The following is an 11,682-nucleotide window of genomic DNA, read 5'->3' on the forward strand; positions in this document are numbered from 1 at the left end:
CCATTCCGAACAGAGCAGTTAAGCCCGACAGCGCCGATGGTACTACGAAAGTGGGAGAGTAGGTCGCCGCCTTCTTTGAAAGCCCTTCACGAAAGTGAGGGGCTTTTTTTATGGCCTGAAGTCACAGGTAACAGGTCACAGGTGACAGATAACAGGTAACAGGTGACCATGCCTGCGGCTTGGCAGGCAAGTAAAAGGTATCGTCTACGCGAGGTTTTTGAAATCCAGATTTCTTGTGTATCGTCATGACGGATTGAAAAATAAAACAACAACGGGCTCCTTCCCCTGGTCAGGGGAAGGTGACGTCGCCGCAGGCGGAGTCGGAAGGGGTTGTTGGCCACATGACTTATCCTTACAACCCACCCCGTCAGCGATTTAATCGCTGCCACCCCTCCCTGACCAGGGCGGGGAGCCTCCATTTATTTTTAACTTTATTAAAATCCGTCAGCGGTAAACCTGCAGAGCAGGTTGTGGCGATCTTTTCATTAAAAAACAAGAGCTTCATCGAAAATATCTCAGAATATTTGTTTATAATATAGAAAATATTCTATATTGCATATCCCTTTTTACATCGTACTACACATAAAATCAGATTGATAGCAGCCAATAATTCAATTTTTCACCAATGAAAGAATGGTCGCTGCTGCTTGTTACCTTCCTCATGACCCTTAATGGGTTGTATGGGTTTTCCTGTGCTTTAGTATCTGAAAGAAACGAAAATGACAGCATTTTCATAAATAAACCCGATCCGGAGGAAAGTAAACGATCAAAAGAGCTGGCCGGGATGACTCTGAGAACGTTTCCGGAAATGGAAGTCGGGAGAAACATTTCTGACTTCTACAGTCTGGAAGATCGCAGCATGATAGAATTTACTCCCGAATATTTGTCGCAGGTACTCGGGATAGATAAAACAGCAGATTCCATAATTGCCATTGCCGGTAATGTTTTTAATGAGATACAGAAACATCAACGGTTTATTGATGTTCTTTCCGGGAAGAAAATATTAGACTTACCGGTGGGTATTCGAAAAAAGGTTTCTCCGACTTCTCATTTAAGTATTGGCGTGGTTAAGGCCAGTTTTCATTCACTTTATGCCGAGGTAGATCTCTTTGCCAGGCTTGAATTGAATGAATTGAATGCGGTATTGTACTTTGCCGCTGCCAACGTTAAGATCTCGCGTAAAGGTGGAATTTATGAAGAAGCAAAGCTCCACCTGGTAAAAGATTTTCCGGTGATCCAACAAGGGGGTCAGTGGTTGTTAACCTTCAGGGGTGACTACCGCCGTAATGGTTCTCCAAATGATGAGAGTTTTATAACCATAGATTGCGAAGGCAACCTGGTAGATCTTTCCCTGTCAGCCGATGTCAGGATTTCGAAGAACATAGCCGTGCCCTTAAAAACTAATGGTGATTACGCTTTTCCGGACCAATTGGAACCGAATTCCGGAAGTAATCCTGTAAACAATAAAAGCTATTTGGGGGCTGGTTTTAAGATCCACGCCAACCAAACCGGGGATTTTATTTTCAGTCTTTCCTTACCACTTTTTGAACTCAGGTCTTTGAAAGGATGGGGATTTAAGTTTAAAGACTGTACGCTGGATCTTAGTGATGTGCAGAATTTTTCCGGGATGAAATTTCCAAAGGCCTATACGGAGAATGGATTTTTAATCAGGGGGCAACGGGAATTATGGCGTGGGTTTTATGCCAGGGAGGTTGAAGTGATGTTACCTCCCGAATTCAAGCTTACCGCTTCTGAGGAACGGATCAGCATTGGAGCCTATGACCTGATCATAGATGAACATGGTGTTACGGGAGAGTTCTTTGCAGAAAATATTATTCCCCTCAATAAAGGCAATGCTGGAGGGTGGCAGTTTTCAGTATCTGAATTAAAAGCTGCTGTGGTGGCGAACGTTTTTACCGGGGCAGGGTTTGCCGGGGAGATAAGGCTTCCGGTTACAGAGCAAGGTCAGGGCGGAGGGATGGACTATGAGGGGTTTATTTCTCCTTATAATGAATACCTGTTAGAGGTAGCGGTAGACAAAGAACTGGATTTCGACCTTTTTAAGGCGAAGGCGAGAATTTTTAAAGGCTCGTACATACGTCTGGAAGTATCTGATCAGACATTTTATCCGGAGGCCAACCTCACGGGGATAATGCAGTTTGGAAACCAGAATAGGGGCATCCCTGATTCTGTTGACACAAAAAGTGTCTCAGATCATGGCATAAACAGGCTTGAATTAAATGGTTTACTATTTCAAAACCTCCGTATAGCTTCTAAAGAACCTCCCTTTTTGGAGGCAGATTACCTCGCATTCACTGATAGTATTTCGTCTCCGAAGTATATGGGGTTTGAATTGGGGGTACACCAAATAACGCTCAACACAGCACAAGAAGGGCAAGCTGTATTAAATTTCAATGCTTTTCTTAACCTGGATAAAGAAGGCATAAAGGGAGACGTTGCTATGCGTATTGAGGCTTCGATGCAGAAGGGCGACCTGACACAATGGAAGTTTCAACGCTTCCATGTGGGCTCAGTAGGAATTGACATTCGAAAAAGCAACTTTGAGCTGACAGGGAATTTACACTTCGTTGAATCGCATGAAACATACGGCGATGCACTCGCAGGGCATTTGCAGCTTCTAAGCCAATCCCTGAAACTGGAAATTGGGGCAAAGGCAATATTTGGAAAAAAAGACGGATTCCATTATTGGTTTGCAGATGCTTTTGGCATGCCATCTTCTACAGGTAGCAATACTTTGAAAATATATAATCTCTCCGGAGGGCTGTATCATCATATGAAAAAGGTGGGTTATGACAGGAATTCCGGAAATCCCTCCGGAATACTCTACGAGCCTGATATCAATACCAATATAGGATTTAAAGCTATGGTAGCATTTGAGGTAAAAAAGAAAGTGATGTTTACCGGTCTCGCCGGGCTTGAAATGAGCTTCAATTCATCAGAAGCAGGAGGGGGTGTTCGAAGAATTGGTTTTTATGGAGCAGCTTCCCTTTTAAACCCTGTAAATACTTTAGAGGGTGGGAGCAATACCCTGGGAGATCTTCGGGAGGTTCAGGAATTACAATCAGAGAAGGAGACCGCATTGTCGGCAACAAATGATTTATCATTGGACCGGATGGGGATTCGCTACTTTGCTTCGGAGGTTTTTCCTGATATCCTCAGTGGCAAGGAGGTATTTGCAGCCCAGGTAGCCATAGATTATGACCTGAGTAACGACATTTACTGGGGTATGTTTGACACCTATCTTAACCTTGGAGGAATAAAAGGAGATGGAGAAAAGAACCGGTTGGGCTACCTTGAATTTTACAGTGGTCCCGAAGATTGGTATGTCTATGTGGGCACCCCTGAAAAGCGTTTCGGGGTAAGAGATATTCCGGTGGGTCCGTTCATGGCTCGTGCTAATTTGTATTATATGGCAGGCACCTTGCTGCCCGCTCCCGCACCACCTCCTGCACATATTGCTGAATTGCTGAACGCTCAGGATTTAGGTACTTCTTTTAATCATGCGTATTCCGATCAACCTTTTAATGACCAGGGCTATGCCTTTGGAGCATCGCTGGCATTAGGAGTCGGATTCGACTGGGGGCTCGTCTATGCAAATGTAGAGGCAGGAGTAGGCTTTGACCTAATGATGAAGAATTTTGGAGACGTTGGTTGCACGGGCAATTCGGGACAGTTGGGAATGAACGGATGGTATGCCTCCGGACAATCTTATGCCTACCTGCAGGGAGCTATCGGGGTCAGGGTTGATCTGTTTTTAATGAAAATGGATATTCCGGTAATTCGCGGCGGATTGGCCTTATTGGCCCAGGCGCAACTTCCGAACCCCTGGTTCATAAAAGGATATGCCGGACTTGAATTCCATGTGTTGGGGCATATACATATCAAGACGAGATTAAAAGTAGTCTTGGGAGAACCTTGTGACTTCATGAATAAGCAAGGACTTGAAGAACTAGACCTGATAGCCGATATGAGTCCGCATGACGGGGCTGATAATGTTGATATATTTGAATCTGTAGGCGTTGCCCTGAATATGCCGGAAGGAGAAATGATCAGGGTAGAAACGGTTTCCGGCAAAAGGTATTTTAAGGCGGTACTTGATACCCTGGTCGTTTATCAGGACAATAAAAAGTTGCCCGGACAGATCACTCGTAATGACCAAGGTGATCTTTTTACATGGAGCTCACCGGAAGTCTTACCTGAAAAAAGTAATCTTATGGCCTGGGTAAAACTAAGCTTCCTTGAATATAAAAACGGCACCTGGGAAACCCTTACTCAAGATGGCCTCCCGGTTACTGAAGAGCGAAAAATAAGCTTTACCACCGGGGAGGCACCTCAAAGTATCCCCTACAGCAATATCTCAAGCATGTATCCGGTGGTGTCTCACAATTTCATGTTTCCGAAGGAATTTGAAAAGGGGTATGTAAAATTAAAAAAGGGTCAGGATTATCTCTTTGACGACGGTCTCATAACCAAGGCTGTTATATCCCCGAAAGGAGAGGGTAAAGCTGAATTTTGCGTCTTTACTTACGACAAGACCAATAATATTATCCGCTATACCTTACCGCCTTTAGGAAATGGCCGCGATTACATTTTTCAGTTAATTTCTTTTCTGCCTGCAATGCAACAGGCCGGAAACAATTCCGTATACAAGAATATTGACGAGGATCTCTCAGTATCCGGCAACAGTATAAACAGGACAGGTAATAGCAATGCAGTGTTTAAAAGACTGGAGTTTGATTTCAGTACAAGCCGATACGATACTTTCAAGGAAAAGATAAAAGCGATGAATGTGGTTAATCACTCTCTTTTTATTGATGGAGATGATGATGTTGCAGGTTTTTCAATTCAGACAGCTCAAAGTGAACGCTGGGATATTCATGATCTTACCGGAGCACGCTATAATGAAGGAAAAGCATTTATAAGGCCACTTGCTTATATGACCGATGATTACTATGAATTGGAGGTCGAACCTCTGCTATACCATAATTACCCTCCCGACAAGGGAATTAGGTTTTTACGAGATACCACTATTTATGGATTGGTGCCTCAAAAAGCTATAGAGCCCTCCTTGATCTATATCAGCCTGATAAGATCTGATCCCGGGCATCCTTATTTAGAGTCCCAATTTCCTTTTCACTGGCGAATGGCTCGTGTTTATAAGAGAGATTTCAGAGATCTTCAGCAGCAATTGGTAGAAAGATATTTGAATACTGACAGGATTGATCTCGCAGCTTACGAAAAATACAAATACCTGATCAATGGGGTGTTTCCTTATGTGAATACAGAGAAGTACAAGGTTTACCTGCATTATATATTACCAACCAGAACCACCGGAAATAAGATCAGGGTGGATTACCAAAACACGTTTTGATGAAGACTGCAATACACACTTTTTTTATAGGGCTTCTGAGTATTTCACATGGTATAGCTCAGGATACCCCTCTTGCTGAGAGCATCCTATACCTGAAAACTTTTACAGGGAACAACGAGGTGTTACTAAGGTGGGCGCCGTCAGATAAATACTTATGGAAAGATGGATTGACTTTTGGGTATCAATTAATCCGTAAAACCATTTCCCGGAACGGACGGGTTTTGGAGTATCCCGAGGTAGTCACCTTGGCATCAACCATAGTACCTGCTGAACTTAAAGCCTGGGAACACCTTGTAAGTACAGATCCGTTGGCAGGGGTGGTGGCCCAGGCTATTTACGGCAAATCGTTTAATACCTCAGGAATCAGGCCTTCTTCCGGAATTGGTGAATTCATACTCGAAGCAGATGAGCTGACCCAACGTTTTGCCTTTTCCCTCCATGCGGCCGATCTAAGTTTTCAGGCGGCGGTGATGGGAGGTCTCGGCTTTACAGACCGGTCTGTAGTGGCAGGAGAAGACTATGTTTACCTGTTAACGTTGAACAACCCTGATCATCCCGGTAGGTTCGAGTCTTTAGCCTATGTACAAACTGAGAAAGCATCGAGGTTACCAATACCTGAGGGTCCGGTAGCCGTGGCCAAAGATAGTATAGTGCTTCTTGCCTGGAATTTTGAGGAAAAGCTTGAGCATTATACCTCCTATCATATTGAAAGATCTGTTGACGGAACTGAATTTTATCGCATAAATGAGCAGCCAATTTCACCTGTATCCTCAGACGGAAAGGGAAATACCAACTATTTGGATAATCCCGGATCTTTCGGAGATTTTTGGTATCGCATTACAGGCCTGGATGTTTTTGGTAATGAAAGCAATCCTTCCGAGGCTTTTCGCGTTCGTCTGTTACCTCCCTTTGTTGCTAACCCGGAAATAACAGGATATGATACGGGTACCGATGGAAAGATAATGCTTCATTGCCGAATTCTTCAGGATACAAATCTCCCTGCCGGGTTTATGCGACTAACAGTGTCTGACCATCCAACAGGAGATTTTAAAGTGTTGCTGGATTCCATCCCATATTATAAGGCGACCATAGAGGTGCCACAATCAAAAGAGGTAGCTTATTATCGCCTGCTGGCAATAGATGCTTACCAGCGTTCACGGGCATCTAATACTTTTCAGGTACAGACCGTGGACACCCTTCCACCATCGATCCCACAGAATGTGATTGCTGAACAAGATGAGGCCGGGAATATCAAGATTACCTGGGATGATGTTCCGGAGCCGGATTTAATGGGGTATGATATCTTCTTTTCGCCCGCTAAGCAATTTGAATATTCCATGCTGAATAAGACACCAATTCCACATTCAGGTTTCACCTATTCCTTAAAGAAAGATCACAGTCTTACCTCAGTCAGATTCAAAGTTCGATCGGTCGATAAACGTTACAATGTATCCAAGGATTCTGAGCCGGTACGGCTGGTGTTCAAACGCAAACTGCAACCGCCTGTTATAAAAGATTTTTTTTACCGGATCGGGACTGGATTGGAGGTTTCATGGATAGCAGAACACCATCCGGATCTTGTATTTCAGATTTATCGTCAGGACACCCATCAGGCTGAAATAAATCAGTGGCAGCTGTTGGCTGCATTAAAACCCCAAAAGGATGACCGGTTTGTAGATAAAGACGCTATCCCGGGCAAAACCTACAGGTATACTATAGTTGGAAGGACAGAGCTCCATGGAGAAAGTGAGCCTTCCGAACCTATAAGGATTAAAATTCCGGTTGAACCCTCCCTCGTTTTAAATGATGAGTTAGGTCTTTATGCAAACAGGGATCAGCGATCTATCCACATTCAATGGAAGCTGGATAGTGAAAACCTGAAGGAAGTGCTTTTGTACCGTCGCAAAGGCAACGATCCCTTCACCTTGTATAAAACTTTTTCGGGTGCGATAAAACGTTATTCTGATGACGAAGTTGCTCCTAACAACACCTATAGTTATTTAGTGACCGGTCTGTATGGCAATGGTCAAAAAATAGTACTCCCTGAGGGTACAGTAATCTTCTGATACCATGAGAAAACTGCTCATTTGTTTTTTATTCTTTACGTTTTATATGGTTGAAGCGCAGAAGTTCCGGGTGGTGACCCTTCCCGTTTCCTATGATTATGAATTCAATGATGGGTTTGCAGATGGCAGTGGTACCTGTTCTTCATGCTGGACCTATGCTGACCGTACTCCCGGGTTGATCCTTTCAGAAACATTAAGTGAAATTTCAGACGGATACCTCACAGACCTGGAGGAGTTATCAGTCTCATTTTATGAGAAGGCATCTAAAGATCAAAACAAACCTTTTGAACAGATCGATTATTGTCAAAGCAACAGGTATAATGTCCGGGATGCTTTTACCGGAAAAATGAACTCCTACTGTGAGGCCAGGGTAAACAGGGAAGATATGATGCTCAGGAAAGAAGTTCCGTTGGTGTATGGAAATTATGCCTCCACCAATCTCTCCAACCCTGATCATAACGAAGCTTTGAGCTATATGAAGGTATGGCTTCTGCCTAATATCATACGGGAGAATACTGCATTGGGGTATTGCGAACAACTTTTTGAAGGAAAGGGTGTTACTATTAGTGATGGGCAGTGGGAGTTTCTTGGTGATGAATCATCTGAATGGATGCCTCTGGATGGACCTTTTAAAGATCGATATCCTTTGGATGTTACCCTGGAGGAACTTGATATGAGTACTTCAACGGGGTTAAGATCTTTCCAATTTATCAAATTGAGATTTGTCATTAAGGCATCGGGTAGTGGTTCTTTTCATGGGTTTAATACCTCTAATGCATCCTCGGAGTTAGAAACAAAAGGTCAGGGTAAGGCTGTTTTAGGCCCATACAGCTTTACTGTTTACCGCTGTTCTCCCGAATTGACACAATCTCCACAGGTTTTTGATGTTGCCTGTCATGGAGATAACTCAGGAAGCTTCAGGCTCTCGTTCAACAGAGAACTCTATGCTGATCATTCAGAGAAGATGATCGTGATGCTATATCGCCTTATAGGTGAAGAGTTTGAATTTTTGGAAAGTCAAACCCTAAGTGCTTTGGACCTTTCTGAGGCAACCTGGCAATGGCATTCGGTTTTATCTCCCGGGACGTACCGGGTAAGATGGATGACCAAGGAAGGAGATGATGATCTTTCAAGTATACCTGATATAGCAAGAGAAAGTAATGTTTTTAAAATTGGTGAGCCAGAGCCATTGGTCATGCAACTCACTAAAAAAGATGTCCCATGCCGGGGAGGGGCAGAGGGTACGATAACAGTTGAATTAACAGGAGGGGTGTCGCCTTATACCTATTCTATAGATGGGGAGAAGTGGAAGGAAGCCAAAATGTTTGAAGGGCTAAAAACAGGTAGCTATTCCATAACGGGAAGAGATGCCAACGGCTGTGAGATTCAGGGAGAGGTCTTTTTAGAGGAGCCGGAAACAATTCCGAAAGCTGCTTTTTTATTAACCTCTTCACCTACCGCCTTTGAGGCTGATGACGGATTTGTTAAGATGTTCGTCACAGGGGGTAGTGAGCCCTACTCGTACTTATGGACCAAAGATGGTGAACCGTTTTCGGAGGTTATGGATCTTAAGAACCTGGGACCTGGAGAATACCAATTTTTTGCGACTGATGCCCTGGGTTGTACTGCCGAAACCCCGGTTCTCAAACTGGAGCAACCGGATCCACTTAAGGTGTTATTCTTTGCAGAAAAGGATACGCTTTTTTGTGCGTATGATAAAACCGTACTTCGGGCTCAAGGCACAGGGAGCGCCTCTGAAGTAGATAACAGCTATACCTACCTGTGGTCAGATGGAACTACAGATCCGGTGTTAACCAGTGTTGCCGCAGGAAATTACAGGGTTACCGTTTTCGATAAATACTGGAACAGTACCACTTCCGAATTCAAAATTACGGCACCGGCAGTCATTGAAACAAACACAGAGGTAACCCATGTAAAATGCTATGGGATGTCTGACGGGGAAATTACATTGAATATTAATGGGGGAACTCCCCCCTATAAGGTAACATGGAACCTGATGGAAGATTCCGGTTTTTACAGGGAAGGTCAGGATCTTGAGGGGTTGGAGCCTGGGAGATATTTCTATAGGGTAGTTGATGCGAATGATTGTGAGTACACCAATGCAAATACCCCGGTTGAAATAATGGGCCCCAATAAAAAACTAGAAATTGAAAGTGTAAGTATTATCAATTTAAGTGAGCCTGGAGCTGATGACGGCAGTTTAATGATAGAGATAGCCGGAGGCACCCCCCCTTATAGTTATCAATGGGTCGGATCTGACGGCTTTTCAGCGGAGACTCCTTCTATTCATAACCTCAAGAAAGGAAAATATACGGTTATAGTAACGGATGCTAATGCCGGATCAGAACTGATCCCAGCTTGTAAAATACAGCAGGAATTTGAGGTAATTGCACCCGAACCTCTGCTTACAGAGCTCTCTGTAGTACAGCCATTACGTTGTCATGATTCTAATGATGGACTTCTGGAAGCCGGGATCACGGGTGGAGTGCTTCCATATACCATTTCCTGGTATGGGAAATTCTCAGAAGAAGTTCATGAAATAACGAATTCCTCTACTGTTTTGGAAGGGGTGTCCTCCGGAGTGTATTTTTTTGAGGTTATTGATGCAAACGGCATAATAGCTATCTCAAAGGAGGTAACCCTTGAAGTCCCGCCTCCACTAATGTTAGGAACAGCCAACATTACGCATGCCAGTTGCAGTAATGCCCGGGACGGTGAAATTATGATGGAGATCACTGGGGGTGTTCCACCTTATTTTATTACCTGGGAAACAGGAGAGAATACAACACTGCATCAGGGACTGTCTCCGGGTGTATACCCCGTAAGCGTAGAAGATAGTAATGGTTGTATCATTACCGAGGTTTACCGGGTGCAAGGCGAAAATGAACTCGAGTTGATCGTAACCCGGGCAGATGATCCCTCGGAATATCAGGGAAATGACGGGGAGCTTCTTTTTGAATTTCAGGATGGGGCTCCACCTTTTGAACTTTATGCCAATGATCAATTGGTTTACCGTGGCAGTGATCGTGTATATCGTTTATCTGAATTAAAAGCGGGCACCTACCATATGGAATTGCGTGATGATAGTGGCTGTAATAGTTTCCGGGAAGTAATTCTGAGGCAGCCACCTCAATTGGAAATAATTACAACCCCACCCACCTGCGCTGAATCATGTGACGGTGCCATAGTAATCATGCTAAACGATCCCGATCTTAATCCGGTGCAATATGCATGGAGTAACGGAGTCTATGGACCTCAGGTGTTGAATTTATGCCCCGGCGATTATTCAGTTGATGTTTTGATGGAGGACGGGCAGGTAGTCTCAATTGAGATAAACGTTTCTCAGGCAGAGAGCTACACGATTCAGGTTCCGGATGTTGTTACCCTTTGCACTGCGGGGGAGGCTTTGCTTGAAGCCGGATCTGACAAGGTAAATACACGCTATGAATGGTGGTACAATGAAATGTTGTTATCAGAAAACAGAATCATGCGGGTTTCTCAAACAGGCACCTACCTGTTAAAGGTAAGTTCCGGTAAGTGTGTTTACAGCAAATCTTTCGATGTGATCCGGTCAAATACAGAAGTGAAACCGGAGTTTATCATGTCGTCTTTTGGGTTTGTTGACGAAGAGATCATTGCGATCGATCTGACTACCCCGGTGCCGGAAGATATTTCCTGGCAATTGCCTGCCAATGCCCGGCTTTCTGATGAAAACAAGGATGGAATATCCTTTTTCTTTAAAGAAGCAGGGGAATATGAGATAGGAATGAGCGTAAAAACCGGAGGGTGTCAAAGCACCCTGTATAAAAAGATCGTGATCACAGATAAAGAAACGAATTCAGGTACCGATCAGGCAGAAGGAGACTTTGCCTTGAAAGTTATCAAGGTGTATCCTAATCCAACAGATTCCTTTTTTTATGTGAATCTTGAATTAGAAGAACCCGCTCCGGTTAGCCTAAAGGTTTTTAGCCTGGCCAGCAATAACCTCCTCTCTCAGAGTATAGGCTTAGGAAGTACTACCTATGAAAAGAGAATGGAGATGGGTAACGCCCCTCCCGGAATTTATGCTCTGGTCGTCGAAGTAAATGGCAGGAGGAAGGTGTATAAGGTGATGAAACGTTGATTGTTTTAGGGATGTAGGGATGTAGGGATAGATAAATTTTAATATTTTCCCTACCCGCCTACCCGCGTTGCCCTCCCGCC

3 protein-coding genes and 1 rRNA gene are annotated in these 11,682 nt (G+C 44.0%); all 4 read left to right on the forward strand.

The window, feature by feature from the left end:
- Window positions 1-75 (forward strand): 5S ribosomal RNA (gene rrf / locus E7Z59_RS15520); the annotation flags it as partial.
- Window positions 76-625: 550 nt separating this feature from the next.
- Window positions 626-5,392 carry a hypothetical protein gene (locus E7Z59_RS10620; protein WP_136336334.1) on the forward strand — a complete coding sequence of 1,589 codons (4,767 nt, stop codon included), beginning with the start codon at window positions 626-628 and terminating at the stop codon, window positions 5,390-5,392.
- Entirely contained in the window at window positions 5,392-7,458 is a 2,067-nt protein-coding gene (locus tag E7Z59_RS10625) for a fibronectin type III domain-containing protein (protein WP_136336335.1), read from the forward strand. Before E7Z59_RS10620 ends, E7Z59_RS10625 begins: the two co-directional genes overlap by 1 nt.
- Window positions 7,459-7,462: 4 nt before the next feature.
- The gene (locus E7Z59_RS10630) at window positions 7,463-11,602 is read left to right on the forward strand and encodes a T9SS type A sorting domain-containing protein (protein WP_136336336.1); all 4,140 of its coding nucleotides are present in this window, start codon (window positions 7,463-7,465) and stop codon (window positions 11,600-11,602) included.
- Window positions 11,603-11,682 lie beyond the last annotated feature (80 nt).

Origin of the sequence: Robertkochia marina, assembly GCF_004799345.1 — a bacterium.
Classification (GTDB): domain Bacteria; phylum Bacteroidota; class Bacteroidia; order Flavobacteriales; family Flavobacteriaceae; genus Robertkochia; species Robertkochia marina.